Here is a 26,412-nt window from a genome sequence, read left to right as displayed (position 1 = left end):
AAAATGCGTGCGAGTACAGCCGCCCGGCGAGGTGCCCTCGACACCGAGCTCCAACGCCCGCGCGATCGTGGCTCGCGGCTTCCCTGAGCAGTGCGATTCGCATACGTTCATCGCATGAACCGAGCCGCAAAAGTCGCCGTGGGCGTGTCCGCTTTCGTCGTGGCCGGCCTGTTCGCGATGGCGGTGCCGACGGTGGCGGCCGTGCAGGGGAAGCTCGCTTCATGGCCGGTTTTCGCGCAGGTTCCGGAGCCTTCCGAGCAGCCGCGGTCCGGGGCGGGCGTTGACACGGCGGAGACGGTCGACCCGTTAGGCGACGACTACGTGGACGTGGGAAACGGCACGATGATCCCGAGGAACAGTCCGGAGGGTTGCGAGAACCCGGCGTGGCTGCACCTGGGCCGGATGACGGCCAGCGTGGGCGGAGAATTCCTCGACCGCGGCGCACGCGAATTCGCGGCGGGAAGCGCCGGGCTGGATGCGGAGGGCGCGATCGTGACGTACACCGTCGCCGCCGGCGACGCCCTCGACGCGATCGCGGAACGGTTCTGTATCGCGAACGCCCTGACGATCGCCCAGCTCAACCACACCCGCACGATTCACCCCGGCGAGGTTCTGCTGCTGCACCCCGATGAGTCGATCCCGTGGATCCCGTACTTCGCCCCCGACGACGCACCCGCCGGCTACCAGCAGATCCCGTATCAGGACGCGGTCGAGGCGATGAGCACTGCTGCGCAGGCGGGCGACGTCGATGCGATGCGCGTGATCTTCCAGAACGACCTGTCCGGGCTGTTCCCGAACCCCGCCGATGCGGACCTCATCGCGAACGCCCTCGACGTCGGCGACCTCCGCATCCTCCGGCAGATGTTCGCCTGACCGTTCGTCAGCTCGGGTGCATACCGGCCGGCACGGACGACCTCACGCAACACCCCGTCCTCTCGCGGTCCGCTGACCCGGCCGCGTGGCTCCGTACGCCGCTCGTTAACGGGTAACGCGGTGGTCGAATCGGCGCGTTAGCGTGGAGCCACGTCGCCGACGCCGCGAGAGGACCGCTTTGCTCCACCACGAGACCACTCCCCCCGTCGAAGACGCGCACCCGGACCGCGCGGACGGCGAGCGCGACACCGTCATCGGCAACCCGGCATCCCGGATCCATCCCGACCGCGACGACGTGCACGCCGATCCGTGGTCGATCGACCTCGAACGCATCCAGTTCTCGCCGTACTTCTCGCGCCTGTCGGCGGTGACGCAGGTGGTGTCGCCCTCCATAGGTAACGCGCCCGTGCACAACCGCCTCACGCACACGCTGAAGGTCAGCGCGATCGCCCGCGTCGTGGCCCTGCAGCTCAACACCCGTGCGCGCGAAGCCGGCGAGGGCGACGTCTGCAATGCCACGGTCGTCGAGGCCGCGGCCTACGCGCACGACCTCGGCCACCCGCCGTTCGGGCACCTCGGCGAGTCCACGCTCCACCGCCTCGCCCGCGACGAGCTGGGCCTCGCCGACGGCTTCGAGGGCAATGCGCAGACCTACCGCATCCTCACCGCGCTCGATGTCGTCGAGAACGCCCCGCGCGGGCTCAACCTCACCGCCGCCGTCCGCGCGGCGTCCGCGAAGTACCCATGGGCGCCGTCGGTCGCCGCGGCCGACGTCGAGCGGATCGGCCCGCCCCGTGGCATCCGCCGCTCCCCCGACGGCGCGTATCGCGTGCACAAGTATTCGGCGTACGACCTCGACCTCGATGACCTCGCCGCAGCCCGGGAGGGGGTGGATGCCGAGCCCCTCCGCCAGAGCATCGAGGGCGCCGTGATGGACCTCGCCGACGACATCGCGTACTCGGTGCACGACGTCGACGACTTCTACCGGGCCGGCATCCTGGATCACGCGCCGATCGCGGCGGAGTTCCGCGGCTGGCTCGACGACGTGCTCGAGTGGCGCGAACGCGACGACGCCGAAGTGCGCGCGGAACTCGCACCCGGCGCCGGGCTGGAGCGCCTGCGCCGCAAGATGCGCCGCGACGACCCGTGGATCGCCGATGACGAGGCGTTCCTCGCCGCCGTCAGCGACGTGGATGCCGAGATGGTCACCGACCTGCTCGCCCGCCCGTTCGACGGGTCGCTGACGGCCGAGCGCCGGCTCGCCGCGTTCACCGATCGGTGGATCCGCCGGTTCCAGGAGTCGGCGCGACTGCGACCGCTCGACACCCCACGGGCGGGGCCGGTCGTGCTGTCGCCGTGGGCCTGGCACCACGTCGAGGTGCTGAAGTTCGTGCACAAGCGGTTCGTGCTCAGCCGCCCCGACCTCGCGATTCAGCAGCGCGGCATGAGCCGCATCCTCGCTCGCTCTGTGCGCGCGCTCGGCGAATGGCTCGACGACGACCTCGACCGCGCGCGCACCCCGCGGCGCCTGCGCGAGCTCATCGCCCTCGCCCGCGAGCAGTACGCGACCCTCCCCTCCGAACGCCGCCCCTCGGATGCCGAAGCCGAGCGCCTCGCGCGATCCCGCGGGATCGTCGACTACGTGGCATCCCTCACCGACTCGCAGGCGTTCGCGCTCTCGGAGGCGATCTCGGGGCGTGCGGATCGGCTATGGGCGTTGGGGCAGCGGCTGTAGAACGGCGTGCCGCGACCTGAGGCGGGATGCGCGTGGCCCCGGGGCCACATCGAGCGCCCCGGGGCCACATGCGGCCGGCTGTGGGCGCCGGGGCAGCGGCTGTAGAACGGCGTGCGGCCAGCTGAGGCGGAGTGCGCGTGGCCCCGGGGCCACGTCGAGCGCCCCGGGGCCACATGCGGCTGGCTGCGTGGGCGGAAGTCTCCCGCCCGACGGCCGCCTCCCCTGAGGCCTGCGGCTCATCGACGCGGCCTGCGCGCGAAGCGTTGCGCGGCGTAGCGTGGCCGGATGCTCCGCGCCACCGACCCGCTGCCCGCACGCCCGCGGCGCATCGCCGTCGCCGGGGTTTCGGGCGTCGGCAAGACGACCCTGTCGGCGCGCATCGCCGAGGTGGCCGGCATCCCGCACATCGAGATCGACGCGCTCTTCCACGGCCCCGACTGGACCCCGCGGCCGGAGTTCCTCGACGACGTGCGCGCTCTCGTCGCGCGCGACGCGTGGGTCACGGAGTGGCAGTACGGCGACGCGCGCCCGCTGCTGACCGCACGCGCCGACCTGGTGGTCTGGCTCGACCTGCCGTTCACGACCGTGACGCTCCCCCGCGTCGTCGCGCGGACGGTGCGTCGACGCGTGACACGACAGCGGCTATGGAACGGCAACGTCGAACCGCCGTTCCACACGTTCTTCACCGACCCCGAGCACATCGTGCGGTGGTCGTTCTCGACGCGCAACATCTACCGCGACAGGATCGCGGCTCTGCGTCCTGAGCTGCCGGTGGTGCGCCTCGACCGCCAACGAGATGTCGGGCGGTGGGTCACCGGACCTCTGCGGGATGCCGTGCGCTGACGACTTCATCGACCGCGAAGGCGGCACCGGCGGAACCGGCGAGCAGGAGGCCGCCGGCGGCGGCCACGGCGATACGGGCGGACAAGCCCTGGGACGACGTCATGATTTCTTCACTTTCCGACCGGCGTGTTGCCGGTCGCAACAGATGACCACCGGGCAGTCCGGTCGTCGGAGAGGGGGGTATCGAGGCCGCCCTTCGGCACGGGCATCGCCCGCCGCGGGCGGCGAAAGCGGCGGGGCGGATGCCGACGGCGGGGCGGATGCGGATGCCGACGGCAGGGCGGATGCGGATGCCGACGGCAGGGCGGATGCGGATGCCGACGGCGGGGCGGATGCCTCTCGGCGCGGGCTCGGGGCCCGCACCGAGAGGCGCAGGTTCAGCCGCAGGAGCGCGCCGGGTAGGCGGCGCTCACCTGGGACTGCACCTGCTGGCCGTCGACCGTCGCGGTCGCGGTGACCGCGACCTCACCGGCGGCGAGGTCGACCTGACGGGTCGTGAACACGTGCGACGCGACCTTGCCGGCCGCGACCGAGGCGAAGGTCTTCGTCCCGTAGGTCGACGAGACCTCCACCGCGGCGGCGGTGTCGTCGTTGTTCGTCACCTGCACCGCGACGGACGCCTTGCCCGCGACGCACCGGACCGAAGCCGTGGCCTCGACGTCGAGCGACGGTGCCGCCTCGGCCTCGGTGAACGCGTACGTGTCGATCTCGAACAGGTCGCCGGTCGGTCCGTTGAACGTGAAGTACACGTCCTGCGTTCCGGTGGCGCCCGCCAGATCGGCCGACAGCTCGGTCCACTGACCGGCCTCGCCGGTGACGGGGATCGTTGCGAGGATCTGGCCCGTGGCGCTGCCGGAGCGCACGTCGATCGACCCGCCGGACTGCAGCGGCTTGACCTTGACGCTCACCTTCGCAGCACCCTGCTCACCGAACGCCACCGACGACAGACCCGTCCAGTCGCCGTTGTCGATGTCCTTCACGACGAGGTTCGGCGCCGCGGCGCCGAACTCGGCCGATCCGCCGTCGATCTTCGCCGTGGCGATGCCCTTGGTCCAGCCGAGGGTCTCGGCCTCGAAGGTGCGGAACGGGGTGAAGTCACGCACCTGTTCGACACCGGCGTAGTCGCCGACGACCTGGTTGACGGTGCCGTCCTCCTTGAAGGTCAGCTCCTGCAGGTGGGCGCTGCGGTATCCCTGCGTGGTGTTGCCGTTGATGCGCTTGTTGAGCGTGGGCGCGTGGTACGAGAAGTAGTACTTGCCCTCGTACTCGAACGCCGACTGGTGGTTGTTGCCACCGGTGCCCGCGCCGAAGAACTGCGACTGGTTCGGGAACATCACGCCGGCGTACGCCTCCTTGGGCCACGACATCGGGTCGTCCGAGATCATGTAGCCGATCTCGCCGCCGCCCGGGTAGCCGGGTACGCGGGGCTGGTTGCCGCCGAAGTCGTTGCCGCCGAAGTGCGACGAGTACGACAGGTAGTACTTCTCGCCGCGCTTGAACACCTGAGCCGCTTCGAAGGCGACGGGAGCGTCGACAACGGCCGCCGTGCCCTTCGTCGAGATCATGTCGTCGCCGAGCTCGATGACGCGGATGTTCTTCGGGTTGTTGAAGCGCTCCTCGGCCGGGAAGCTCGTCGAGGCCGGGCCGCCGCCGAAGAACAGGTACTGCTTGCCGTCGTCGTCGACCAGCGGTGCCGGGTCGAAGAGCCAGTTGACGCCCTGCGCACCGGGAGTGCTGCTGTTGATCAGCGTGCTGGTGCGTTCGCTCGTCCAGGGGCCGAGCGGGGAGTCGCCGGTCACGACGTTGCTCGAGCCGCCCCCGTTGGCGTAGTAGAGGAAGAACTTCTCCTTGCCGTTCACGACCTTGCTCTCGATGCCCGGAGCCCACGAGTTGCCCGTGAACGGGGCGATGCCGTTCGGACCCGCGACCTGGATCTCACCGTGGTCGACCCAGTTGACGAGGTCGTCCGACGAGATCAGGGTGATCTGGTTGATCGCGCCGTAGTTGATCTGCGGCGAGATGCCGGTGCTGGAGTCGGGGGCGTAGCCCTGCGTGTCGTTCGTCATGTACATGTACACGCGGCCGTCGTGCACGAACCCGTAGGCGTCAGCGCCGAACTTGTGGCCCATCAGCGGGTTGTGCTCGCCGGGGAGCTTGCCGACGACCTCGATGGTCTTCGACGGCGGGGCGGGCGGTGCCGCGCCGACGAGGGAGACGTCATCGACGGTGAAGTCCATGAGGTGGGTGGCCGGAGCGGCCGCCGCGTTCGCGGCCGAGGTCCACGGGGTCTCGATGAACAGTCGGGTGGTCGCGACGCTCTGGGTGGCGGGAATGGTGAAGGTGGAATTGACGTAGCCCCACTCACCGCGCGCAGGTGTCGCGCTGCCGAGGTTGGTGTAGGTGCCGCCGCCGTAGTGCATCGTGACGAAGAACTGCTTCGTCGCGGGGCTCTCGGGGTTGTCGTACTTCACGCGCGCCTTGACCGTGTAGGTCTGACCCGCCTGCAGCTTGCCCGAGAGATCCTGCATCGGACCCGATGCGGTGGTCTTGCGCTGCGTCACGCGGATCGCCTGCGATCCGGAGAAAGCGTCGGTGGTCGGCGCGAGGGTGGCTCCGTCGGCCGCGTTGCCGTTGTTCGAGAACCACGTCGTCGTGCCGTTCTCGAAGCCGCCGTTGGCGATGAGTTCTTCCTGCGCGGCGTTGGCGGGGGCGGCGACGGCGAAACCCGCCGCCAGCAGCACCCCGGCCGCAGCCGATGCGAGCGCCCGGAACGGGGTGCGTCGCCTTGATATTCGTTGCACGTTCTCTCTCCTTCGTCGGTGTGGGGAGGTCGTCGGCTCTCAGGAGCCGGCGGTCGCCTCCGGGCCGAAAGGCCCCGGAGGCGGCGTCGGGGGAAGCGATACGCCGTCGCTCATCGCCCGCAGGTGGGGGCTTCGGTCGTGGCCGGGGTGCCGTCGAGGGGTGCCGCGGCGAGCGCGACGACCTCACCCGCGGCCGAGGCGGCGCGCAGGAGTCGCGGCCGACGGAGGTGCGTCGAAAGGCGTTTCATCGTGTCGCGGCTCCTTTGCCGAGAAGAGATCGCTCCGCCGTGGAGCCTCGCGTCATCGGCCGGGGGTCCGTGTGAGCGCTAACTGGCAGCGAAGTTACCGCTGACCGATCCGACCCACAACGGAGTCATAGGGAGATCCGACGAACAAACTCGCTTCGCGTCCTCGCCGCGTCGTTTCCCGGCTGAGATCGGCGTCTCCCGGCGTGCAAGGTCGACACCGACGTGCAACCCCCTCGGCCTGTGCGGTCGCCCCGCGGTGCGATGAGCGCATGCACCCCCGAACCGGCATCCCCTCCTTCACGGGTTCTCCCCTGGCACGCACTGTGGGCGCCGTCCTGGCGGCTGCCTCCGCGCTCGGTCAGCGCCTCCGGCACCCGCGCCCGATCCACCCTCGCGGAGTCGTTCTGAGCGGCCACATGCGGTGGATACCGGATGCCATGTCCGCCGGCCTCGCATTCGTCGATGACGCCCCGGCGCGTCCGGTGCCCGTCGTCGCGCGCCTCTCGCGCTCGCTCGGTCTCCCCGCACCGCTGCCCGATGTCATCGGCTTGGCCGTCCGCTTCGAGGCCGCGGGAAGGCCCGCCGACATCGAGTTCGCCTCGACCGGATGGAACGTGCCGCTGCGCTTCGCCCTGCTCGCGCACCGTCACGCGGAGCACGCGCGGCTCGGTACCCTGCTGCCCTATCGCGGCGACCGTGGTCCGGTCCTCCTCATCGCGCGTACGAGGTCGGGCGAGCCGCCGGCGGCGGATCCACGGGAGCTCCCGACGAGCGACGGCGCGCCGTGGGTCCTGACGCTCGGTCACGCGACGGCATGGGGGCCGTGGCATCCGTTCGCCGTGCTCGAGGTGCGACTCGACCCTGATCAAACCGACGAGGGCCTGCGCTTCGACGCGGTTCGGCATCCCGTCCCGGGTGCGCGCACCTACGCGTGGGTTCGGGCGGCGCGCCAGCCGTCGTACGTGCGCGTTCAGCCCGACGACGTCCCCGTCCGGATGCCCGCGGCGCCTCAGCCCGCCGCGACGGGCACGTAGCGCGGGAGGCCGTCGACGTCTCCGTCTCGGGCCCAGGTCATCCCCTCGGCCTCGATCAGGTCGTCGGCGGCGTCGACGTCGATGTCGCGCTGGAGGGTGGGCGCGTGCAGGCGGATGCGGGTCATGGCGGGACCCTACGGCGCGGCGGCGTCGGGGCGTCAGGTGGTTGACGAGGGCGCCGACGGGGGCTGAGACCACCAGCATCCCCCGTCGACGCGTCAGATGGTCGACCGCGAGCGCCGGTCACGGGCTGAGACCGCCGGCATCCCCCTTACAAGATGCCGACGGCCCCAGGTCTACTCTGCCGCACGCAGCGCGGCGACGATGTCGTAGCGCGCGCGGATGGCGGCGCGGTGATCGGGATCGACCGCCCGGGTCGTGGCGACGGCCCACTCGACCGGGCCGCCCGCCAGGACGCCCGCCGCCTGTCGCGCCGCGCCGAGGGCGACGTACTCACCCGCGGCCGGCACCACGATCTCCGCGTCGAACACCTGCGCGGCGATCCGCGCGACGCCCTCGTTGGCCGCCGCACCGCCGATCAGCAGGATGCGCCGCACCTCGACGCCCTGCGCCTGGATCGCCTCGAGACCGGCGGCCAGTCCGCTGAGCATGCCCTCGATCGCCGCACGGGCGAAGTTCGGACGGTTCGTGGATGCCAGTGTCAGCCCGGTCAGCGACGCCTGAGCGTGCGGGAGGTTCGGCGTGCGCTCTCCCTCGAACCAGGGGACGAGCACCACCCCGTCGGCCCCGGGCTCGGCCGCGAGCGCGAGGGCGCCGAGCTCGTCGTGGGTCACGCCGAGGAGTCCCGCGAAGGCGTCGAGCACCCGGGCGGCGTTGAGCGTCGCGACGAGCGGGAGGAAGCGCCCGGTCGCGTCGGCGAAACCGGCGACCGTGCCGGAGGTGTCGCGCGTCGGGGCGTCCGAAACGGCGAAGACCGTGCCGGAGGTGCCGAGCGACACGACGACGTCGCCGACGCCGGCACCGAGGCCCAGCGCCGCACCGGCGTTGTCGCCGGCGCCGGGACCGACGAGCGCACCGCCCGCGAGCGTGCCCGCGCTCTCCCAGGGACCGAGAACGCGAGGGAGGACCGCGTCGTGGCCGAGGGAGCGACGGAACAGGTCGAGGTCGTAGCCGTCGGCACCCCAGTAGGCGGTTCCCGACGCGTCGGAGCGGTCGGTGACGAGCTCTTCCAGGACGGGGTTGCCGGGCCCGAAACCACGCAGACGCCAGGTGAGCCAGTCGTGCGGGAGCGCGACGGCGGCGACGCGCGCGGCGTTGTCGGGCTCGGCATCCCGCAGCCACCGCAGCTTGGTGCCAGTGAAGGAGGCGACCGGCACCGCACCGGTGCGCTCGGCGAACTCGGCGGCCCCGACTTCGTCGATGAGGTCGCGAGCGGCCTGCGCCGAGCGGGTGTCGTTCCAGAGCAGGGCGTCGCGGATCACCGCGCCGTCGTCATCGAGCACGACCATTCCGTGCTGCTGACCCGCGATCGAGACCGCCGCGACGCCGTCCAGGCCGCCGGCTTGGGCGATGGCATCCTGAAGCGCCTGCCACCAGGCCTCGGGGCCGACCGAGGTGCCGGAGGGGTGCGCGGCGCGTCCTTCCCGCACCACGCGCCCGGTGCCAGCGTCGACGACGACGACCTTGCACGACTGCGTCGACGAGTCGACTCCCATGACGAGCGCCATGCTCTGCCCTTCTGTGTTTCGCGCCGTCATCGGCGCGGGTGGTGTCGCTGTTGCTCGTCGAGTGTCCAGGACACGCCGCGTGGGGTGGGACCCGCCCGGCGTTTCTTGGACACTCGACGGAGAGGGGATGCCGCGTGTGCCCGTGCCAGCCGGGCGGGGTCGACTATCCAGGACACGCCGCTTCGGGTGGGACCTGCCCGGCGTGTCGTGGACTCTCGGCGGAGAGGGATGCCGCGTGCGCCCGCGCCGGCCGGGCGGGGTCGAGTGTCCACGGAGAGGTGCTCCGACCGCGCCGTCCGGTGGGCACCGGGGGCGACGGCGACCCACCGGGCACCCGGATGCCGCGGCCCCGCAGGGCCCGGATGCCGCTGGCATCCGGACCCCGTGGGGCTCAGCGCGCGCCGAGCAGGTGCTCGGTGGCGAGCTGCTGCAGGCGGACGAAGCCGAAGCCCTTGCCGCCGAGGTAGGCGTCGGTGTCGAAGTCCTCGTAGGCCGAGCGGTCGGCGAGCAGGTCATCGTACGACTCGCCCTCGTTCAGGGTCGGCTGCGCGAGCTCGGGCACCTTGGCGGCGGCGAGCGCCTCCTGCACCTCGGGGTCGGCGCGGAAGGCCGCGGCGCGCTCCTTGAGCAGCAGGTAGGTGTTCATGTTGGCCGAGACCGAGTCCCAGACGCCCGTCTCGTCCTCGGTGCGCGAGGGCTTGTAGTCGAAGTGACGGGGACCGTCGTACGCGGGGACGCCGCCGGGTCCGCCGTTTTCGAGCAGGTCGACGAGGGCGAAGGCGTTGTGCAGGTCGCCGTGGCCGAACACCAGGTCCTGGTCGTACTTGATGCCGCGCTGGCCGTTGAGGTCGATGTGGAAGAGCTTGCCGTGGTACAGCGCCTGGGCGATGCCGGCGGCGAAGTTCAGGCCCGCCATCTGCTCGTGGCCGACCTCGGGGTTCAGGCCCACCAGCTCGGGGCGCTCGAGCGAGTCGATGAACGCGATCGCGTGGCCGAGCGTCGGCAGCAGGATGTCTCCGCGGGGCTCGTTGGGCTTGGGTTCGATGGCGAAGCGGATGTCGTAACCCTTGTCCGTGACGTAGTCACCGAGCAGGTTGACGGCCTCGCGGTAGCGCTCGAGCGCCTGGCGGACGTCCTTGGCGGAGTCGTACTCGGCACCCTCGCGGCCGCCCCACATCACGAACGTCTTCGCGCCGAGCTCGGCGGCGAGGTCGAGGTTGCGCAGCACCTTGCGCAGAGCGAAGCGACGCACCTGGCGGTCGTTGGAGGTGAAGCCGCCGTCCTTGAAGACGGGGGCCGAGAAGAGGTTGGTCGTGACCATCGGCACGATCACGCCGGTGTCGGCGAGAGCGCCCGTGAGGCGGTCGATCTGCGTCTGACGCTCGGCATCCGTCGAGCCGAAGGCGAAAAGGTCGTCATCGTGGAAGGTCAGGCCGTAGGCGCCGAGCTCGGAGAGCTTCTCGACCGCGTGCACGACGTCCAGGGCGGGGCGGGTCGGGCCGCCGAAGGGGTCGGCGCCGTTGTAGCCGATGGTCCAGAGTCCGAACGAGAACTTGTCATCGCGGGTGGGGGTGGGCATTCCTGCTCCTTCGCATGGACGCACGGGCGCACGGTGACGCCCCCGGGTTTGTTGGTTTTCACAACATATACCCCGGATGCCACCGCGTCCAGCGCTCACGTCACATTCGCAGGGCCTCGTCGACCACCGCGAACACCCGCGGATCCCACGTCAGCGCACGTTCCCACGGCAGCCCGAACGCGTCCGCGAAGAAGATGCTGTGCACGTCGTCGGGGAACGAGTGTCGCTCGACGCGCGGCAGGACCGCGGCGGGCACGTCGTCCGCGCGCCCGCTGCGCAGCGACACGAGGCCGTCGTGCGGCCAGAGCTGACTCGGCTCCGTCGCCGCAGCGAAGTACCCCGCACCGACGGCGGTGACCGGAACATCGTCGAGCACACCGGTCTGCCGCTCGTTCCAGCCCCGGAGGAACCGGCGCGACACCTCCGCGGCCGCACCCTCGGAGTTCGCCGCCGCGTAGGGGCGGACCTCCGCGAGGATCTGCAGCGTCGCCGGATCGCCGTGCGCGTCCGCCTCGGAGATCTCGTCGTCGAGCAGATCGCCGAGCACCGCTCCGTCCCACGGGGTGCCGAGCGTCACGAGATGGTCGACGCGCAGGCCGTCGGTCGCGAGCTCGCGGATCGCCGCCCGCGAGAAGAGTCCTCCCATGGAGTGCCCGACGAGGTCGACGTGGCCGAGCCCGTGCTGCTCGGCCACCCAGCGCACGAACGCGGCGAGCGCGACGCCGGCGTCGTCGATCGCGCCGACGGCGTTCACGGTCATCTCGGCGGGGAGTACGAGCGGAACGTCGTCGAAGCCCTGCCACCCGGCATCCCGTTCCACCACACCGGGACCGAGGCGGGCGGGGGCGGTGAACACCCGCACCCCGCGATCGAGCAGGTGCGCACGGAGGGCGGTGAGGGTGTTGCCCGCCGCCAGCCCCGACCCCGCGGCGCAATCCGGGTCGGTGTACGGCGTGACGGCGGCGCCGCCGGAGACGAGGATGACGGCATCTGCCACGGGGACTCCTTCGCGGGTCGGATCCCGGTCAGGATAGGGCAGAGCACCGACACCGCCGGACGCGACGGCGTTCGGCCGGGCCGAACCCGCTCAGCGGGGCAGGGCGTCCTCGATCGCGGCGACGACCTCGGGGGCGTCGGGCTGCGTACGCGGGCTGAACCGCGTGACGCGGCCGTCCGGCGCCACGACGAACTTCTCGAAGTTCCACGAGATGCGACCGGCCTTGCCCTCGGCATCCGGGGTCTGCGTCAGCTCCTTGTAGAGCGGGTGCGCGGACCGGCCGTTCACCTTCACCTTCTCGCTCATCGGGAAGGTCACGCCCCAGGTCGACGAGCAGTATTCCGCGATCTTCTCGCTGCCGCTGAGCTCCTGCAGGAACTGGTTGCTGGGGAAGCCGATGACCGTGAAGCCGCGGTCGCCGTACCGCCTGTGCAGCTGTTCGAGCGCCTCGTACTGGCCGGAGAGCCCGCAGCGCGAGGCGACGTTCACCACGAGCGCCGCTTTGCCCGCGGTCAGCGCGCCGAACGTCGTCTCCTCGCCCTGAAGGGTCGTCACGGGGATGCCGGAAAGGTCCATGCTCCGATCCTGACACCGCCCGCGTCGCCCCGGGCGGGAATCGCGCACATCTCCGGGTGTGCGCCGCGCCCTGCGCGGAGGTCTCCCGCGCCCTGCGCGGAGGTCTCCCGCGCCCGGCGCGAAGGCCCCCCGCCGCCGGCGCGGCCCGGGCCACACGCATAAACACGATTCCTGCGCAGAAACACGCCGCCAGCGCGTTTACGCGCACCGATCGTGTTTATGCGTACGCGCTCCAGCCCCCGCGGCACAACGGAGCGATGCTGCACGCACCCGCCGGCACGGAGGTCTCCCGCCCCCGGCGCAGGTCGGGGCCTCACGCATAAACACAATCCCTGCGCAGAAACACGCCGCCAGCGCGTTTACACGCACCAATCGTGTTTACGCGTACGCGCCGCAGCCCCCGCGGCACAACGGAGCGATGCTGCACGCATCCCCCGGCGCAAGCCCGGGCCCCACGCATAGCCGCGCGCGACGCCGGGCCGCACAACGACGCGACGCTGCGCGCACCCCGGCGCAGGACCCGGGGTCCCACGCAAAAACACAATCCCTGCGCAGAAACACGCCAACAGCGCGTTTACAGGCACCAATCGTGTTTATGCGTGAGCGCCGCAGCCCCAGCGGCACAACGGAGCGACGCTGCACGCATCCCCCGGCGCAAGACCCGGCGCCCCACGCATAAACACAATCCCTGCGCAGAAACACGCCGCCAGCGCGTTTACGCGCACCGATCGTGTTTATGCGTACGCGCCCCCACCCGCAGCACCCGCGCGCGAGACCGGGCCACCGCGCGTGGCACAGTGGTCGCATGGCCACCGCGGGAAGTCGAGGCGACGGCATGCGCCGCGCCAACCTCTCGCTGGTGCTGCGCACCGTGCACCGCGAGGGTCCGCGTTCACGCGCCGCATTGACCGAGGCGACGGGGTTGAACCGCTCCACCATCGCCGACCTGGTGGGCGAGCTGCAGCGCGCGGGCCTCGTCGTCGAGCGGGCCTCCGATGCACAGGGCCGCGTCGGCCGCCCCTCCCCCATCGTCGAGCCCGACCCGCGTGTCGTCGCGGTGGCCGTGAACCCCGAGGTCGACGCGCTCGACATCGGCGCGGTGGCCCTCGACGGCACCCTCGTCGCGCGCGAACGCCTCGAGCGGTCCACGCTGCTGACACCCGAGCGCACGGTCGACCTCGTCGAGACCACGCTGGCCGCGTGGCGTCGCGGCGCCTTGGCCGACGCGCGGATCGTCGGCGTCGGCGTGGCCGTCCCCGGTCCCGTGCGCGCATCCGACGGCCTCGTCCGCGAGGCACCCCACCTCCGCTGGCGCGAAGCTCCCCTGTCGGGTCTGATGACGGATGCCACGACCCTGACCACCCACGTCGGCAACGACGCAGCGCTCGGCGCTCTGGCCGAGTATCTGTTCGGCGCCGCCCGCGGCGCGCGCGATGTCGTCTACCTCAACGGCGGCGCGAGCGGAATCGGCGGCGCCGTGATCGTGGGGGGCGCGCTGCTCGGCGGTGCCGGCGGGTACGCCGGCGAGTTCGGGCAGAACCGCCCCGGCATCGTCGACCCCGCCGACCGGCGTGCCGTCGACGGCGTGCTCGAAGACGAGGTCAGCCGGGCACTGCTGTGGGAGGCCGTCGGGCTCGACGGCGGCGACGATGTCACCCTGGCCGCCGCCCTGGCATCCGCCTCCACTCCGTCCGTGCGCGCCGAGGTCGAGCGCCAGCGGCGTATCCTGGCGACCGCTCTGGCGAACGCGGCGAACGTGCTGAATCCCGCGGTGATCGTGCTCGGCGGCTTCCTCGCGGTGCTCGCCGCCCACGACCTCGACGGCCTCGACGCCGCGGTCCGTGCCCAGACGATGCCCGCCTGCGCCGAGGGCCTGCGCCTGGCCGTCGCCGAACTCGGCGAGAAGCGCCTCCTCGTGGGGGCGGCGGAGGCGGTGTTCGAGGCGCAGCTGTTCCCGACGCGCTGAGCCGGTGACCCGCGCGCCGACGGCGGCGATGCCGTGGGTGAGGAACGGAGGACGAGGGACGGGCGGAGGACGCTTTCGCCCCAGGCGTCCTCCGCCCGCCCCCAGCCCTCCCCTCCACACGGCCCGGTTGCCGCCCCCGGCCCTCCCCTCCACACGACCCGGATGCCGCCCCCGGCCCTCCCCTCACACGGCCCGGATGCCGCCCCCGGCCCTCCCCTCCACACGGCCCGGATGCCGCCCCGGCCCTCCCCTCCACGAGCCCGATGTCGGAGGCTCAGGGCAGGATGGGAAGCGTCGGCTCCCACCCGACCCACGCAGCAGCGCCGACGCAGGAGAACCCATGACCCAGACACGCGCCGCCGGAGCCACCTGGTCGGGCAACCACCGCTATCACGCCATCGAGGTGCTGCTCCCGGGTGATCTCGACGAGCTGGCCGAGGTCGTGGCATCCGCCCGGACCCTCCGCGTACAGGCCACCCGGCACACCTTCAACGACATCGCCGATTCCGACGCCGCGCTCGTGTCGCTGGAGCGCCTCCCGACCCGGGTCGAGATCGGGGGCGATCGCGTGCGTGTCGAGGGCCTCGTCACCTTCGCCGAACTCGCCCCGGTGCTCGAGGCACAGGGCCGCGCACTGCACAACCTCGGCTCGCTGCCCCACATCTCGGTCACCGGCGCCACAGCCACCGGCACGCACGGCTCGGGCCTGAGGAACGGCAACCTCTCGAGCGCCCTGCGGGCGGTGGAGATCATGGATGCCGACGGCCGCACCCACCGCGTCGATCCCTCTCACGAGTGGTTCGGCGCGGCTGCGCTGAGCCTGGGTGCGCTGGGCATCGTCACCGCCGTCGAACTGCAGACCGAGCCGACCTACACGGTCACGCAGGAGGCGTTCACCGGGGTGGGGTGGGACGACATCGCGGCCGACCCCGCGCGCGTCTTCGGCGGTGCGCGCAGCGTCAGCGTCTTCACCACCTGGGGCGACCCGGCGCACGACCTGGTGTGGGCCAAGAGCGACGACGGCGATCTGTCGTGGGTCGCCGCGCTCGGCGGGCAGCCGGTCGGCGACGATATCCACCTCGGCCGGATCCGCACGGTCGACAACACCACCCCCCGCGGCTCGTCCGGTCCGTGGCACACCCGCCTCCCGCACTTCCGCGCCGATGCCCTGCCCAGCGACGGAGACGAGATCCAGAGCGAGTACTTCGTGCCGCTCGCCTCCGCTCCTGAGGCGCTGGCGGCCGTGCGGGCGCTCGCCCCCGTCATCGACCCCCACCTGCTCGTCACCGAGCTGCGAACTGTCGCCGCCGACGAGCTGTGGCTGAGCCCGGCCTTCCAGCGCGACGTCATGGCGATCCACTTCACCTGGCGCAACGACACCGACGGGGTCCTCTCGGTGCTACCCGCGATCGAGCAGGCCCTCGCTCGCTTCGACGCGCGCCCCCATTGGGGCAAGGCGTTCACTCTGTCCGGCGAGCAGATCCGATCGACGCTGGCCCGCGTCGACGACTTCGTCTCCGTCGCGCGCGAGGCCGACCCCCGCGGTGTGTTCCGCAACGACTACCTGCGGCGCACGCTCGGTCTGTAACGCCGGCCGCGAATCCGCCCGCCGCGGGCCCCGGCACCCCGCGCGCGCTCGGCCCGCAGCCGCCCGCGAAGCCACGGGCCTTGGCACCCCGTCCGCGCTCGGCCCGCAGCCGACGCCACGAAGCCACGGAGCCCGTCCGTGCTCGGTCCGCAGCCGACTGCGAATCCGCCCGCCGCGGGCTCCGGCACCCCGCGCGCGCTCGACCCGCAGCCGACCGCGAAACCGCGGGCTCCTCAGCACCCCGCCCGCAGCCGCCCGCCGCCGGCGCCAGCACCCCGCCAGCCCCGGTCCGCAGCCGGCGCCGCGAAGCCGCCACCCCTGGCACCCCGCCCGCGAAGCCGCAAGCCCCGGCACCCGCCCGCCCGCAGCCGCCCGCCGGGGCTCCGCACACCGCCCACCCTCGGTCCGCAGCCGCCCCGCGCCCGACGTGAGGCGTCAAGAACGCGGGCCAGGCGCCCACGGGTCCCCGCGGGCGGAACGCGCGTCCGCTTCAGCCGCGCGGAAGCTTCCCGAGGAACGCGACGATCGCATCGCGGAAGCGCGAGGGGTCCTGATTCGCCTCGTTGCAGTGACCGGTCGCGTCGAACGCGACCAGTTCGGCATCCGGATGCCGTTCGACATACGCCACCGAGCCGGAGAACGGCACCACGGGGTCGGTGCGGCCGTGCAGGATCAGCGTCGGCACCCGGGGTCCGGGCCGGGCCGTGCCCACCCACGTGAGGGCTCGCGCGTCGACCGCCTCGATGAGGCCGAGCGCACGCGCACCGATGCGGCTACGGAGTACGCCCATCGACGCGGCGGCGACGGAGCGCGGCAGGTGGGCACCGGCCACGGCGTTCTCGACGATCCGCGTCCAATCCAGCGCCGGCGCCACGAGGATCAGCCCGGTCACCGTCCCGCGGTGCGGAGACTCCTCGAGCGCGAGCATCGCGATCGTCCCGCCCATCGACCACGCCACCAGCACGATCTCGCGGGCGCCCTGCCCGATGGCGTAGGCGATGGCGTCGTCCACGTCTCGCCACTCGCGCGTGCCCAGGCTCGAGGGCAGGGCGTCGGCGGGGGCGCACTCGTCGTCGCCCGCGTAGGAGACCACCAGCGACATCCAGCCGGCGTCGGTGGTCGCCGGCGCGGAGCGCAGTGCCCCGTTGCGGCTCGAACGCAGACCGTGCACGTGAATGGTCCAGCGTCCGTCGGCCGCATCCGGGTCGCCGATCTCCCACGCCTCGGCGACACCGCCGCGGCGCAGCGGCACGGCGACGTGGCGAGTGGGGCCGACGTCTTCGGGAGCACCGATGTTCTGCGACGTCCACGCAGCCACGACGTCACCGTCGTCGAGCCCCTCCGGGCGGGCGAGGATGCGGCGAACGACACGGTCACCGTCGTCGCGCACCACGTCACCGACCATCACGTGCGAGCCGTCGTCGAGGCGGAGCCCGTAGGTGCCGGGCTCACGACTGTCGTCGATGACGGGGACCGAGACGGTGTCCCCCTCGATGGTCACCGGGGCGAACACCTTGGCCGAACGGGGGGCGACCAGTCGCCGGGCCACGTACCCGGCGAGCGCCGTGTGGGCCAGCGCGACGGTGGCGGTGGCGATGCCGGCGCCCACGGCGAGGGATCGGATCATGCGCGGGCTCCCGTGGTCGAGCGGGTGAGGTGGGCGTCGACGGCGTCGAGCAGCGCCCGCTGTTCGACGCTCAGCGGCGCGGATGTGGCGATCGCCGCATCCTCGACGGCGACGCGCAGCGCGTGGAGCCGGCTGTCGAGCGGGGCCTCGCGCGGGAGGGCGGCGAGGCGGTGCACGCCGCGTTGCCGCGCCAGGTCGCCGAGCTGCCGCAACAGCGACTCCCCCCGGCGGCGGATGGCGGACGCAGCGCGCGAGGCGAGGATGATCCCGACGACGAACGCGACGACGCCGAGGTAGAAGAGCGGGTCGAAGAGAGCGCTCACCACGCCGTTCGGCTCGAAGAACCGCATGAGCGTCAGATCGACGATCTCACTGACGCAGCCGAGCACGATCCCCACGGCACCGATGCGGAAGAACGGCCGCACGGACGGAAGTGCTTCCCGCACCGAGAGGCAGAGAAGAACCCCCACCAGCGCGACGCCGGCCATGTGGACGACCCCGTAGAGCCACGCGCCCGTCGAGGTGAACACGGCCTGCTCGATGAAGCGGAACGACGACGGTCCCCGCTCGGGCATCGCGACGAAGAAGACCCCCGCGAAGATCGCGCCGAGCACGAGCGGGAAGCGCCACCGCAGCGTGTGGATGCGGGCCGAGACCGGCGCGCTGCCGGCCTGGATGCCGAGCCACATCGACACCACGGTGAGGATGTTCTGCACGAGTTTCAGCACATTGGTACCGCCGAGCAGCCCGTCGAGCACGGGCAGGGGGATGACCGTGCCCTGGGTGAGCAGTGCGATCGCCCCGGTCAGGGCGGCGAGCCAGGCGATGCGGGCGCGCGGGTACCGCCAGGCCGCGTGCGCACGGACGACGACGACGAAAAGGAGTCCGACCAACGCCGCGTCGATCAGGATGACGCTCACCACGACGCCTCGGCGATGCGCGGACCGCCGTACAGCAGACGCGCGATGCGGTGGGCGATGTGTTCGGCGACCAGCTCGGCGTCGAGCTCCGGGGTGCTGAGCGCGGGGTCGTCGTCGGGCGAGGCCGGGGACCGCCGATGGATCGCACCGTTGCAGTGAGCGTCGTCGAGCAGGTGCCCGAGCTCGTGCGACACCGCGAATTGACGATAGAGCGCGGGATCGCCGGCGCGCACGTGGATGCTGCCCTCGCGCCCGTCGCCGAAGACGGTGAGGAACCCGGTGAGCGTCCCCCAGCCGCGGGTGTCCGTCTCCTCGACCACGCGCAGCTGGATGTCCACCGCGTCTTCGACCGCGCGGACGATGTCGTCGAAGCTCATACCCGCGACCAGCCCCGCACGCGCGACAGCGCGGTCCGCGCGTGCACCCACGCGCAGCATCCTGTCATCCGGTGTCACGGGTGATTCCTTCGCCTGCCGCTCACGTGTCGTCAGGTCCGCTGCGCAGCGAGTGGGCGATCGCCCGCAGAGCGTCCGGCGACATCTCGCCCAGCGCGCGGAATCGGATGCTGCTGGCCCCGGCCGCCCGCATGGCGTCGCGCAGCTCGAGCTGGGCGTCGGTGCGATCGGTCACGGTCGCGTCGGTGTAGTCGGTCAGGTACTCGGTGGGGACGTCGGCCCAGTGCGCGATCAGCGGGAGGACCTCCTCGTCGAGGACGACCGTGTGGGACACGGCGTCGAGCAGCGCACGCGCGTTGTCGGCGAGGAGCGGATCGACGTCGGCGAGGTGCTCCAGGAGGTCGTCTTCGGCGGCCGCCTGACTCTGTACGAGTCGTCGCACGCGAGCGGCGAGAGGGGCGGCCGCCACGCGCATCTCGCTGCGCGCGGTCGTCTCGGGGCTGGCGACCTCTTCGGGCGTGACGCCGAGCGCGGCGGCGAGCGCCTCGATGTCATTGGTGTTGTAGGGCAGCGAGAACCCCGCACGGGACTGGTAGTAGCTCTTCGTCATTCCGGCGCGACTGAGCAGCTCACCGACGGTGAGCCCCTTGTCTCTCCGCAGGCGATCCACGTTCGCCACCACTCGCCGGGAATACCGTGAGGGCGGCCCGACGGCGCCACGACCCATGCGTCCGATCGTAGAGGACCCTCAGCGGTGGTCGTAATTACGTGACTCTCGAGAATGCTATTTACGACACCCTGTGATTTCATGGAAAAGAGACCGGGATCGAAACGGGCAGAGGCCCGCTCGCATCGGGCGCTTCGTCGCCTGGCCGTCTCCGCGGCGGGCGCGGCGTCATTGGGGGGCGGCGCGCTCGCCCCGCTGCGGCGTGGGCGCCGTTGCCTCGCGCTCTCCCGCCGTCCGTGCAGCTTGCGGAGCGCGGGCATCACCGCATCCCCTCCACCGAACGCCGTCTCAGGCGATCCGCCGCTCGCCCGGGCGGATGACCCGCCACCACCGGTGCCCGTAGCCGTCGAGGGCCACATCGAAGCCCGACCCTTCGAGGTGCTCGGCACCTGCCGCGTCGTCGAGCAGGTTCACCACGCTCCAGCCCTCGGCATCCGCCCCCTCGATCTCGAGCCGGAAGGTGCGACCGTCGGGCGCGAAATTGTGCGCCGCGACGAACATGCCGAGCTCGCTCGTGAGGGAGTGCGCCAACACGCAGGTGTGGGGTTGATCCAGGATGCCGAACTCCCCCCACCCGATCTCGGGAGAGGCGCGGTAGTGCCGCACGAGGTTCTGCACGAAACGCAGCATCGAGTCGGGGCCGTGCCGCTGCTGCGCGACGTTGACGTGGGTCGGGCCGAAGCCGCCCGGCACGATGTCGGCGATCAGCTCGTCGGCGCCCGAGAAGCCCGCGTCCGCGGCATCCGTCCATTGCATGGGCGTACGGACGGCGGCGCGGCTCCCCTCGATCTGCGGGTTCTCGCCCATGCCGATCTCCTCGCCGTAATAGAGCACGGGCGCTCCCGGCAGCGAGAAGATCAGGCTGTAGACCATGCGGATGCGGCGCGGATCGCCCTCGAGCATCGACGGCAGCCGACGGGTGATGCCGCGCCCGTGGATGCGCTGCCCCTTCTCGGGCGCGAAAGCGGTGAAGACCTCGTCGCGCTCGGCCTCCGTGAGCTGATCGAGGGTCAGCTCGTCGTGGTTCCGGACGAAGTTGCCCCACTGATTGCCCCGGGCGATGGTCGGCCGGGAGACGAGCGCCTCCCGTAGGGGCTCGGCATCCTGTCTCGCCAGAGCGAGGTACAGCCGCTGGTTCGCGACGAAGTCGAACTGCATCGTCAACTCGTCGCCGTCGCTGTCGCCGAAGAAGCGCATCTGCTCGTCGTACGGCAGGTTGACCTCGCCCAACATCATCGCGTGGCCGCTCCGGCGCGAGACGTACCCGCGCAGTTCGCGCAGGAACTCGTGCTCGGGCCCGTCGTCGCCGTCGATGAGGAAGGGCACGGCATCCACCCGGAAGCCGTCGATGCCGAGCTCGAGCCAGAAGCCGATGGCCTTGGCGATCTCCTCGCGCACCTCGGGGTGATCGGTGGCCAGGTCGGGCTGGTGCCGGTAGAACGAGTGCTTGTAGTACTGCCCCGCGGTCTCGTCGAAGAACCACACGCCGTCCTCGACGTCCGGGAACATGCTCGCGGGCGCGTCGGCGGGCTTGTCGTCACGCCACTGATAGAAGTGCCGATACCGGCTGTCGGGGCTCTTCCGTGCGTCCTGGAACCAGGGGTGCTGGTCGGAGGTGTGGTTGACCACGAGATCCACGATCACCCGCATGCCGCGATCGTGCGCGGTGCGCAGCACCTCGACCATGTCGCCGAGCGATCCGTAGCGGGGGTCGACGCCGTAGTAGTCCTCGATGTCGTAGCCGTTGTCGCGCTGGGGCGACGGGTAGAACGGCGCGAGCCAGAGGCACGTCACGCCGAGTTCGGCGAGGTGGTCGAGCCGCTGCGCGAGCCCGCGCAGGTCTCCGACGCCGTCGCCGTCGGCATCCAGGTACGTCTTGACGTCGAGGTTGTAGAAGACCGCCGTCTTCCACCACAGGTCGCTGGTATCGGTGAGCCTCACGATGTCACCCCCGCTCGGGCTGCCGTGCGGCGCGGAACGTCGGGGAAGGTCGTCATCGGAGCCCTCTTCTCGGGAGCGGTGGCGTCTGTCCCTTCCGTTTGTATCGGGGGGACCGCGCCGCGAGCGGGCGCTTGCGTCGGTATCCGCGGTGTGCCTTGGACCGCGGATCGCCCGCACGGCACCCGGTCTCGTCAAGGCCCCGGCCCGCCGCCGCCCACCTGCCTAGCGTCGATGCATGACCTCCGATCGCGACCAGTTCACCTTCGACAACCCCGTCACCCGCTACGCGCGCGTCGAGCCGCCCCTGCAGCACCAGCCGGAGCCGGGCGTGCAGGCCGATATGACGCCCGTGCCCGACCTGGGCGAGAAGACCTACCGCGGTCTCGGGCGACTGGAGGGGCGCAAGGCCCTGATCACCGGCGGCGACTCCGGCATCGGCGGTGCCGTCGCGATCGCGTTCGCGCGCGAGGGCGCCGACGTCGCGATCGTGCACCTTCCCGACGAGCAGCGCGACGCCGACCACGTGCTCGGACAGATCCGGGATGCCGGGCGCACCGGCGTCTCCATCGCCCTCGACATCACCGATCCCGCCGCGTGCCGTGAACTCGTCGCCCGCGCTGCGGAGGCGCTCGGCGGCCTCGACATCGTGGTGAACAACGCCGGCAAGCAGGTGATGGTCGACAAGGTCGAGGACCTGTCCGACGAGCAGTTCGAGGCCACCTTCCGCACGAACGTCTTCGCGCCGTTCTGGATCACCAAGGCCGCGCTCGCGCACCTGCCCGAGGGCGGGACCATCATCAACACCGCGTCGCTCGAGGCCTACGTCCCCGCGCCCGACCGGCTGGACTACGCCGCCACGAAGGCGGCCATCAACAACCTGTCGAAGGGCCTCGCCCAGCAGCTCGCCTCCCGCGGCATCCGCGTCAATGTCGTGGCGCCCGGCCCCACCTGGTCGGCGCTGCAGGTGAGCCAGGGCGTCTCCGACGATCAGATGGAGCACTTCGACGACGAGAGCACGTACCAGCGCGCCGGGCAGCCGGCCGAGATCGCCCCCGCGTTCGTGTTCCTCGCCTCCGCGGAATCGAGCTACGTCTCCGGCGAGACCCTCAACGTCAACGGCGGCATGGTCACGCCCTGACCCGGGCCTTTCGAACGCCCCGGCCCGCCGAGCGGGTCGGGGCGTTCGTCGTGCGGGCGCACGGGGTGACGCGCGGGTTTGCCAGCCGAGCGGGTCGGGGCATTCGTCATGCGGCGCACGGGGTGATGCGCGGGCGTCGCGCGGACGATGTAGCGGGCGAACGATGACCGAGAACGCCCGTCGCGGCGCGCGGACGGCCCCGCGTCCCCGTCGACGGGGCTGATACTGGCGTCCCGCCGCCCGATCGCGGCGCTCGTCAGGAGGATCCGTGTCTCAGACCGCCCCCGCCGGAGTCGACTTCCCCGGCAAGACCCTCGGAATCGTCGGCCTCGTGCTGGCGTTCTTCTTCACCATCCTCGGGTCGGTGGTGTCGTTCATCGCCTGGCGCCAGTCGCGCGCCGCGGGCTACCAGAACACTCCCGCCCTCGTGGGCATCGCGATCGGCGCGGTGTCGCTGTCGTTCTGGGTGGTGATGATCATCCTCCTCATTCCGCTCATCCTCGCGGCGACCACCTGACCGCCGAGGGCACGGCGGTGGCGCCGGGTCCTCCTTGCGCAAAACGTGCCGTTCCGCAAGCGACCCGTTCTGGTCACCTCGGTAGGCGAGCGTGAGGGAATGCCCGCAGAAAACGCCGCCGCCCCGGGCGGGGCGCCCGTCACCCTGTACGTCTTGCACGCTCTCGGTGCCAGCGCCCGCTCCTTCGACCGCATCGCCGAGCGTCTCGACGGCCGGGTGCGCGTCGAGGGCATCGACCTGCCCGGTTTCGGCTCCCTGGCCGCGGCCGGCGACTCCTCCATAGAGCCGACCGTCGCCCACGTCGTCGACCACCTCGCCCGCCATGCGCGCGGTCGATGGATGCTCGGCGGCCACAGCATGGGCGGCAAGATCGCCGCGCTCGTGGCATCCGGTGTGCTGCGCGGCGATGCACCGCTGGTGGGGCTGGCCGGCATGGTGCTCATGGCTCCCTCGCCCCCGCGCCCCGAACCCATGGACGAGGAGCGCCGCGAGCGCATGCTGTCGTGGGTCGCCGACGGGCCCCTTTCGGAACAGGATGCCGAGGAGTTCCTCGCCCAGAACACCGCGGAGCCGCTCGATCCCGCGGCGCACGCGGAAGCGCTCGCAGACCTGCAGCGCACCTCACCCGACGCCTGGCGCGCCTGGCTGGAGACCGGCAGCCGCGTCGACGCGTCCGCCGAGGTGGGAACTCTCAACCTGCCCGTCCTGGTCCTCGCCGGCACCGACGACGACGATCTCGGGGCCGCCGCTCAGCCCGGGCTGCTGGCATCCGTGTATCCCCGTGCGCGCTTCGCCGCGCTCGACGACACCGGGCACCTGATTCCACTCGAGCGTCCCACCGAAGCCGCCGAGTCCATCGCGCGTTTCGTGGCCGACGAGGTCCTCCTCGGGCCGGTGGTGCCGGCGGAGTGGGCCGCCCTCATCGCCGGCGACCGGGTGGACGCGCGTGTTCGCGGCATCCTGAACCGACGTGCCGTGCCCGACGACCGCGGCTACGCGCCCGCGGTGCTCGATGTGGCGCAGTTGACCCTGCTGCGCGAGATCGCCGACCTCGTCGTTCCGCAAGACGACGCCGCCATCGACCTGGCGGCGCGCGTCGACGCGCAGCTCGCGCGCGAGGAGGGCGACGGGTGGCGCAACGCCGACCTTCCGCCCGACCCCGAGGCGTACCGGGCTGGACTCGACACGCTCGCCGGCACCTGGCCGACCGACCCCGCCGACCGGGAGGCGGTCCTGCGCCAGGCGATCGAGGGGACGACGGATGCCGAGGGCCCCCTCGACGCTGCCCTACTGAAGGTGTGGTTGGAAGACGCCCGCAACGACCTCCTGCGCCAGTGGCTCGCCCACCCGGCGAGCATGGCGCGCATCGGGTACGACGGCTTCGCGACCGGTGGAAGCCCCATCCGCGGGTTCGTGGAGCTGCGGCTGGGACGCCGCGAGGACTGGGAGCCCGCCGGCGTCGGCGGCACGGTGGCGACGGGAGACGCGGCATGAACCTCGAGACGATGCGCACGTATGGAACCGACGAGATCGTCGATGTGGTGGTCGTGGGTACGGGTGCGGGAGGCGCGCCCCTCACCGCGGAGCTCGCGAAGAAGGGGCTCAGCGTCGTCGCACTGGAGGCCGGCCGGCATTTCGCCCTCGACGACCTCACGCCCGACGAGACCGAGGCCGTCGAGATCAACTGGATGTCGGAGCGCCTGAGCGGCGGTGACGATCCGACCGCGTTCGGCCCCAACAACAGCGGTCGCGGCGTCGGCGGCTCGATGCTGCACTGGGGCGCGTTCACTCCCCGACCCGATCGCCGCGACCTGACGCTTCGTACCGAGACGGGCGAGGGCCGTGACTGGCCGGTGGACCCCGACGAGCTGCTCGCGTACGTCGAGCGCGTCGAGGGCGACATCGGCGTGTCCGGTCCGACGCCGTACCCGTGGGACCCGTCGCGGCAGTACGCCTACGCCCCTGCGAAGCGCAACGCCCCGGCAAACCTCGTCGCCAAGGGCTGCGACGCCCTCGGCGTCCGCTGGGCCGATGCCCCCGCCGCCGTTCTCACCCGCGCGCGCCTGCAGGATCACCACGGCGAGCGCGGCGCCTGCGTCAACTGCGGCGAGTGTCACCAGGGTTGCCGGACGGATGCCAAAGCCTCCACCGCCAACACGTACCTGCCCGCGGCGGTCGCCGCCGGCGCCGAGATCCGGGCCGAGGCGATGGTGCACGCCATCGAGCTCGACGCGCGCGGCCACGTCGAGGCGGTCGTGTACCGCCGCGCCGGCGTGGACGTGCGTCAGCGCTGCCGATCCCTGGTGCTCGCCGGTGGCGGCGTCGAGACCCCGCGGCTGCTCCTGCACACGGGCCTCGCGAACGACAACGGCCAGGTGGGTCGCAACTTCCTCGCCCACGGCGCGACCCAGGTCTGGGGACGGTTCGACGAGCCCGTCCGGGGACACCGCGGCTATCCGTCGTCGCTCATCAGCGAAGACATGATGCGCCCGGCCGACGCCGACTTCGCCGGCGGCTATCTCGTGCAAAGCCTCGGCGTCATGCCCCTGACCTTCTCGACGACGCTCGTGCGCGGCGGGGGGCTGTGGGGTCCCGAGCTCATGCGGCGACTCGAGCAGTCGCGGTTCATGGCCGGGATCGGCATCAACGGCGAGTGCCTGCCGTCCGACGACAACCGGCTCACCCTCGCCGACGAGACTGATGAATACGGCATCCCCCGTGCCCGGGTGAGCTTCTCGGCGGGTGAGAACGAGAAGGCGCTCGACAAGCATGCCACCGCGTTCATGCTGCGGGTCATGCAGGCGGCCGGGGCCCGCGAGACAATCGTGCTGGCCCGCACGGCGCACACCATCGGCACGTGCCGCATGTCGGTCGACCCCGCCGACGGCGTGGTGGATGCCGACGGCCGCTCGCACGAGATCCCCAACCTCTGGATCTGCGACAACAGCGTCTTCCCCTCGGCGATCGCCGCGAATCCTGCCCTGACGATCATGGCCCTGTCGCTGCGCACCGCCGACCGCTTCCTCGCCGCCGCCGCCTGACCGGCTCCGCCGCCCGCGCCCGCCCCCGCGCGGCTCCGGGGCGGGGGCGCCCCTTTCGGCGTCCGACATCACACGATCCGCGCGAGATCACACGCTCTGACCGCGTCGCACCGTGTGCTCTCGGCACGATCGTGTGACCTCGGCGTGCGGTGGGCGCGCGACGGGGCCCGCAGCGACG

The 26,412-nt window shown here is 71.8% G+C and carries 23 protein-coding genes; 10 read left to right on the top strand and 13 right to left on the bottom strand.

Annotated elements, in window-relative coordinates; all coding sequences use genetic code 11:
- Nucleotides 1-114 precede the first annotated feature (114 nt).
- The 3 genes from QE392_RS06650 (at nucleotide 115) to QE392_RS06640 (ending at nucleotide 3,451) form a co-directional block, all read left to right on the top strand.
- Nucleotides 115-873, top strand: coding sequence for a LysM peptidoglycan-binding domain-containing protein (locus QE392_RS06650; RefSeq protein WP_307449769.1), 759 nt, complete (start codon nucleotides 115-117; stop codon nucleotides 871-873).
- 178 nt (nucleotides 874-1,051) lie between these two features.
- Nucleotides 1,052-2,608 carry a deoxyguanosinetriphosphate triphosphohydrolase family protein gene (locus QE392_RS06645; RefSeq protein WP_307449766.1) on the top strand — a complete coding sequence of 519 codons (1,557 nt, stop codon included), beginning with the start codon at nucleotides 1,052-1,054 and terminating at the stop codon, nucleotides 2,606-2,608.
- Between the two features lie 285 nt (nucleotides 2,609-2,893).
- Entirely contained in the window at nucleotides 2,894-3,451 is a 558-nt protein-coding gene (locus QE392_RS06640; protein ID WP_307449762.1) for an AAA family ATPase, read from the top strand.
- Here QE392_RS06640 and QE392_RS06635 read toward each other — a convergent pair.
- The 3 genes from QE392_RS06635 to QE392_RS06625 all read right to left on the bottom strand — a co-directional run bounded on the left by QE392_RS06635 (nucleotide 3,420) and on the right by QE392_RS06625 (nucleotide 6,500).
- Nucleotides 3,420-3,554 carry a hypothetical protein gene (locus QE392_RS06635; RefSeq protein WP_307449759.1) on the bottom strand — a complete coding sequence of 45 codons (135 nt, stop codon included), beginning with the start codon at nucleotides 3,552-3,554 and terminating at the stop codon, nucleotides 3,420-3,422. The genes QE392_RS06640 and QE392_RS06635 overlap by 32 nt on opposite strands.
- Before the next feature lie 274 nt (nucleotides 3,555-3,828).
- Complete coding sequence (locus QE392_RS06630; protein ID WP_307449756.1) at nucleotides 3,829-6,252, bottom strand: family 43 glycosylhydrolase; 2,424 nt, start codon at nucleotides 6,250-6,252, stop codon at nucleotides 3,829-3,831.
- A gap of 110 nt (nucleotides 6,253-6,362) precedes the next feature.
- Nucleotides 6,363-6,500, bottom strand: coding sequence for a hypothetical protein (locus QE392_RS06625; protein WP_307449752.1), 138 nt, complete (start codon nucleotides 6,498-6,500; stop codon nucleotides 6,363-6,365).
- Between the two features lie 437 nt (nucleotides 6,501-6,937).
- Here QE392_RS06625 and QE392_RS06620 point away from each other — a divergent pair, with 437 nt between their 5' ends.
- The gene (locus tag QE392_RS06620) at nucleotides 6,938-7,534 is read left to right on the top strand and encodes a hypothetical protein (RefSeq protein WP_307449749.1); all 597 of its coding nucleotides are present in this window, start codon (nucleotides 6,938-6,940) and stop codon (nucleotides 7,532-7,534) included.
- On the opposite strand, the gene QE392_RS06615 is transcribed toward QE392_RS06620, so the two are convergent.
- The 5 genes from QE392_RS06615 to QE392_RS06595 all read right to left on the bottom strand — a co-directional run bounded on the left by QE392_RS06615 (nucleotide 7,510) and on the right by QE392_RS06595 (nucleotide 12,374).
- Nucleotides 7,510-7,659, bottom strand: coding sequence for a hypothetical protein (locus QE392_RS06615; RefSeq protein WP_307327419.1), 150 nt, complete (start codon nucleotides 7,657-7,659; stop codon nucleotides 7,510-7,512). The genes QE392_RS06620 and QE392_RS06615 overlap by 25 nt on opposite strands.
- 171 nt (nucleotides 7,660-7,830) lie before the next feature.
- The gene (xylB, locus tag QE392_RS06610) at nucleotides 7,831-9,222 is read right to left on the bottom strand and encodes a xylulokinase (RefSeq protein ID WP_307449746.1); all 1,392 of its coding nucleotides are present in this window, start codon (nucleotides 9,220-9,222) and stop codon (nucleotides 7,831-7,833) included.
- 391 nt (nucleotides 9,223-9,613) lie between these two features.
- Nucleotides 9,614-10,801: a xylose isomerase gene (gene xylA / locus QE392_RS06605; protein ID WP_307449743.1), complete on the bottom strand. Its 1,188-nt coding sequence runs from the start codon at nucleotides 10,799-10,801 to the stop codon at nucleotides 9,614-9,616.
- Nucleotides 10,802-10,901: 100 nt separating this feature from the next.
- Nucleotides 10,902-11,798 carry an esterase/lipase family protein gene (locus QE392_RS06600; RefSeq protein WP_307449740.1) on the bottom strand — a complete coding sequence of 299 codons (897 nt, stop codon included), beginning with the start codon at nucleotides 11,796-11,798 and terminating at the stop codon, nucleotides 10,902-10,904.
- Nucleotides 11,799-11,888: 90 nt separating this feature from the next.
- On the bottom strand, nucleotides 11,889-12,374 hold the full coding sequence (locus QE392_RS06595) for a glutathione peroxidase (protein ID WP_307449738.1): 486 nt from the start codon (nucleotides 12,372-12,374) through the stop codon (nucleotides 11,889-11,891).
- Between the two features lie 805 nt (nucleotides 12,375-13,179).
- On the opposite strand from QE392_RS06595, the gene QE392_RS06590 reads away from it, so the two are divergent.
- Both QE392_RS06590 and QE392_RS06585 read left to right on the top strand, forming a co-directional pair.
- On the top strand, nucleotides 13,180-14,340 hold the full coding sequence (locus QE392_RS06590) for an ROK family transcriptional regulator (protein WP_307449735.1): 1,161 nt from the start codon (nucleotides 13,180-13,182) through the stop codon (nucleotides 14,338-14,340).
- 340 nt (nucleotides 14,341-14,680) lie between these two features.
- Nucleotides 14,681-15,928: a D-arabinono-1,4-lactone oxidase gene (locus tag QE392_RS06585; protein ID WP_307449731.1), complete on the top strand. Its 1,248-nt coding sequence runs from the start codon at nucleotides 14,681-14,683 to the stop codon at nucleotides 15,926-15,928.
- A 490-nt stretch (nucleotides 15,929-16,418) separates the two neighbouring features.
- Here QE392_RS06585 and QE392_RS06580 read toward each other — a convergent pair whose 3' ends face one another.
- The 5 genes from QE392_RS06580 to QE392_RS06560 all read right to left on the bottom strand — a co-directional run bounded on the left by QE392_RS06580 (nucleotide 16,419) and on the right by QE392_RS06560 (nucleotide 21,538).
- Entirely contained in the window at nucleotides 16,419-17,555 is a 1,137-nt protein-coding gene (locus QE392_RS06580) for an alpha/beta hydrolase family protein (protein WP_307449728.1), read from the bottom strand.
- Nucleotides 17,552-18,475 carry a hypothetical protein gene (locus tag QE392_RS06575; RefSeq protein WP_307449725.1) on the bottom strand — a complete coding sequence of 308 codons (924 nt, stop codon included), beginning with the start codon at nucleotides 18,473-18,475 and terminating at the stop codon, nucleotides 17,552-17,554. Before QE392_RS06575 ends, QE392_RS06580 begins: the two co-directional genes overlap by 4 nt.
- Nucleotides 18,472-18,930 (bottom strand): hypothetical protein, encoded by a 459-nt coding sequence (locus QE392_RS06570; protein ID WP_307449722.1) that lies wholly within the window; start codon nucleotides 18,928-18,930, stop codon nucleotides 18,472-18,474. Before QE392_RS06570 ends, QE392_RS06575 begins: the two co-directional genes overlap by 4 nt.
- Nucleotides 18,931-18,952: 22 nt before the next feature.
- Nucleotides 18,953-19,540: a helix-turn-helix domain-containing protein gene (locus QE392_RS06565; protein ID WP_307449719.1), complete on the bottom strand. Its 588-nt coding sequence runs from the start codon at nucleotides 19,538-19,540 to the stop codon at nucleotides 18,953-18,955.
- 345 nt (nucleotides 19,541-19,885) lie between these two features.
- Entirely contained in the window at nucleotides 19,886-21,538 is a 1,653-nt protein-coding gene (locus QE392_RS06560; RefSeq protein WP_307449716.1) for an alpha-amylase family protein, read from the bottom strand.
- Nucleotides 21,539-21,773: 235 nt separating this feature from the next.
- On the opposite strand from QE392_RS06560, the gene QE392_RS06555 reads away from it, so the two are divergent.
- The 4 genes from QE392_RS06555 to QE392_RS06540 all read left to right on the top strand — a co-directional run bounded on the left by QE392_RS06555 (nucleotide 21,774) and on the right by QE392_RS06540 (nucleotide 26,234).
- Nucleotides 21,774-22,676: an SDR family oxidoreductase gene (locus QE392_RS06555; protein ID WP_307449713.1), complete on the top strand. Its 903-nt coding sequence runs from the start codon at nucleotides 21,774-21,776 to the stop codon at nucleotides 22,674-22,676.
- Nucleotides 22,677-22,944: 268 nt separating this feature from the next.
- Nucleotides 22,945-23,193: a hypothetical protein gene (locus QE392_RS06550; protein ID WP_307449710.1), complete on the top strand. Its 249-nt coding sequence runs from the start codon at nucleotides 22,945-22,947 to the stop codon at nucleotides 23,191-23,193.
- A gap of 99 nt (nucleotides 23,194-23,292) precedes the next feature.
- Entirely contained in the window at nucleotides 23,293-24,687 is a 1,395-nt protein-coding gene (locus QE392_RS06545) for an alpha/beta hydrolase (protein ID WP_307449707.1), read from the top strand.
- On the top strand, nucleotides 24,684-26,234 hold the full coding sequence (locus tag QE392_RS06540) for a GMC family oxidoreductase (protein WP_307449703.1): 1,551 nt from the start codon (nucleotides 24,684-24,686) through the stop codon (nucleotides 26,232-26,234). Before QE392_RS06545 ends, QE392_RS06540 begins: the two co-directional genes overlap by 4 nt.
- Nucleotides 26,235-26,412: the final 178 nt, after the last annotated feature.

The organism is Microbacterium proteolyticum (assembly GCF_030818075.1).
Lineage (GTDB): Bacteria > Actinomycetota > Actinomycetes > Actinomycetales > Microbacteriaceae > Microbacterium > Microbacterium proteolyticum_A.
Note: the sequence above shows the minus strand (reverse complement) of the source record. Positions and strands in the feature narration are given on the sequence as shown.

What these genes read in the sequence shown, in the direction of transcription:
- QE392_RS06650 (WP_307449769.1), top strand. Translation starts at nt 115, where the DNA reads ATGAACCGAGCCGCAAAAGTCGCCGTGGGCGTGTCCGCTTTCGTCGTG.
- QE392_RS06640 (WP_307449762.1), top strand. Translation starts at nt 2,894, where the DNA reads ATGCTCCGCGCCACCGACCCGCTGCCCGCACGCCCGCGGCGCATCGCC.
- QE392_RS06635 (WP_307449759.1), bottom strand. Translation starts at nt 3,554, where the DNA reads ATGACGTCGTCCCAGGGCTTGTCCGCCCGTATCGCCGTGGCCGCCGCC.
- QE392_RS06625 (WP_307449752.1), bottom strand. Translation starts at nt 6,500, where the DNA reads ATGAAACGCCTTTCGACGCACCTCCGTCGGCCGCGACTCCTGCGCGCC.
- QE392_RS06620 (WP_307449749.1), top strand. Translation starts at nt 6,938, where the DNA reads ATGTCCGCCGGCCTCGCATTCGTCGATGACGCCCCGGCGCGTCCGGTG.
- QE392_RS06615 (WP_307327419.1), bottom strand. Translation starts at nt 7,659, where the DNA reads ATGACCCGCATCCGCCTGCACGCGCCCACCCTCCAGCGCGACATCGAC.
- xylB (WP_307449746.1), bottom strand. Translation starts at nt 9,222, where the DNA reads ATGGCGCTCGTCATGGGAGTCGACTCGTCGACGCAGTCGTGCAAGGTC.
- xylA (WP_307449743.1), bottom strand. Translation starts at nt 10,801, where the DNA reads ATGCCCACCCCCACCCGCGATGACAAGTTCTCGTTCGGACTCTGGACC.
- QE392_RS06595 (WP_307449738.1), bottom strand. Translation starts at nt 12,374, where the DNA reads ATGGACCTTTCCGGCATCCCCGTGACGACCCTTCAGGGCGAGGAGACG.
- QE392_RS06590 (WP_307449735.1), top strand. Translation starts at nt 13,180, where the DNA reads ATGGCCACCGCGGGAAGTCGAGGCGACGGCATGCGCCGCGCCAACCTC.
- QE392_RS06585 (WP_307449731.1), top strand. Translation starts at nt 14,681, where the DNA reads ATGACCCAGACACGCGCCGCCGGAGCCACCTGGTCGGGCAACCACCGC.
- QE392_RS06580 (WP_307449728.1), bottom strand. Translation starts at nt 17,555, where the DNA reads ATGATCCGATCCCTCGCCGTGGGCGCCGGCATCGCCACCGCCACCGTC.
- QE392_RS06555 (WP_307449713.1), top strand. Translation starts at nt 21,774, where the DNA reads ATGACCTCCGATCGCGACCAGTTCACCTTCGACAACCCCGTCACCCGC.
- QE392_RS06545 (WP_307449707.1), top strand. Translation starts at nt 23,293, where the DNA reads ATGCCCGCAGAAAACGCCGCCGCCCCGGGCGGGGCGCCCGTCACCCTG.
- QE392_RS06540 (WP_307449703.1), top strand. Translation starts at nt 24,684, where the DNA reads ATGAACCTCGAGACGATGCGCACGTATGGAACCGACGAGATCGTCGAT.